Source organism: Actinoplanes sp. GCM10030250 (genome assembly GCF_042666575.1).
GTDB lineage: Bacteria > Actinomycetota > Actinomycetes > Mycobacteriales > Micromonosporaceae > Actinoplanes.
Genome location: NZ_JBHTDO010000091.1, coordinates 1 through 1,638 on the forward strand (window position 1 = coordinate 1; position 1,638 = coordinate 1,638).

Genomic DNA, 1,638 nt, shown 5'->3' on the forward strand with positions numbered 1-1,638 from the left:
CTGACGCAGGCCGCCCGTGAGGGCAAGCTCGACCCGGTGATCGGCCGGGAGAAGGAAATCGAGCGGGTCATGCAGGTGCTGTCCCGGCGTACGAAGAACAACCCCGTGCTGATCGGTGAGCCCGGCGTCGGTAAGACCGCCGTCGTCGAGGGGCTGGCGCAGTCCATCATCAAGGGCGAGGTGCCCGAGACGCTGAAGGACAAGCAGCTCTACACCCTCGACCTCGGTGCGCTGGTCGCCGGTTCGCGGTACCGCGGTGACTTCGAGGAGCGCCTGAAGAAGGTGCTCAAGGAGATCCGCACCCGTGGTGACATCATCCTGTTCATCGACGAGATTCACACCCTGGTCGGTGCGGGTGCCGCCGAGGGCGCGATCGACGCGGCTTCCATCCTGAAGCCGATGCTGGCCCGTGGTGAGCTGCAGACCATCGGCGCGACCACCCTGGACGAATACCGTAAGCACCTGGAGAAGGACGCCGCTCTCGAGCGCCGCTTCCAGCCGATCCAGGTCGGTGAGCCGTCCCTGGCGCACACGATCGAGATTTTGAAGGGTCTGCGCGACCGGTACGAGGCGCACCACCGGATCTCGATCACCGACGCCGCCCTGGTGGCGGCGGCGACGCTGGCCGACCGGTACATCTCCGACCGGTTCCTGCCGGACAAGGCGATCGACCTGATCGACGAGGCCGGGGCGCGGATGCGGATCCGCCGGATGACCGCGCCGCCGGACCTGCGTGACTTCGACGAGCGGATCGCTCAGGTGCGCCGTGACAAGGAGTCCGCGATCGACGCGCAGGACTTCGAGCGGGCCGCGCAGCTGCGGGACAAGGAGAAGCAGCTGCTCGGTCAGAAGGCGCAGCGGGAGAAGGAGTGGAAGGCCGGCGACCTGGACGTGGTGTCCGAGGTCGACGACGAGCAGATCGCCGAGGTCCTGGGTAACTGGACCGGTATCCCGGTGTACAAGCTGACCGAGGAGGAGACGTCCCGGCTGCTGCGTATGGAGGACGAGCTCCACAAGCGGGTCATCGGCCAGGAGGACGCCGTGCAGGCGGTCTCCAAGGCGATCCGCCGGACCCGGGCCGGTCTGAAGGACCCGAAGCGGCCGTCGGGTTCGTTCATCTTCGCCGGGCCGTCCGGTGTCGGTAAGACCGAGTTGTCCAAGGCCCTGGCCGAGTTCCTGTTCGGCTCCGAGGACGCGCTGATCCAGCTCGACATGTCCGAGTTCCACGACCGATACACAGTGTCGCGTCTGGTCGGTGCCCCTCCCGGCTACGTCGGTTACGACGAGGGCGGTCAGCTCACCGAGAAGGTCCGCCGTAAGCCGTTCAGCGTGGTGCTGTTCGACGAGATCGAGAAGGCCCACCCGGACGTCTTCAACACGCTGCTGCAGATCCTGGAAGACGGTCGCCTGACCGACGGCCAGGGCCGCATCGTCGACTTCAAGAACACCGTCATCATCCTGACGACCAACCTGGGCACCAGGAACGCCACGAAGGCCGTCCAGCTCGGATTCCAGACGTCGGAGGCGAGCGAGAGCAGCTACGAGCGGATGAAGATCAAGGTCAACGACGAGCTGAAGCAGCACTTCCGCCCCGAGTTCCTCAACCGCATCGACGACACGATCGTCTTCCACCAGCTG

Annotated in this window: 1 protein-coding gene; it reads left to right on the plus strand. The window is 66.0% G+C overall.

Going from position 1 to position 1,638, the window contains the following annotated elements; all coding sequences use genetic code 11:
• Positions 1 to 1,638 (plus strand): ATP-dependent Clp protease ATP-binding subunit (locus ACFQV6_RS44140; protein ID WP_378033721.1); only part of this gene is annotated, 1,638 nt, incomplete at both ends.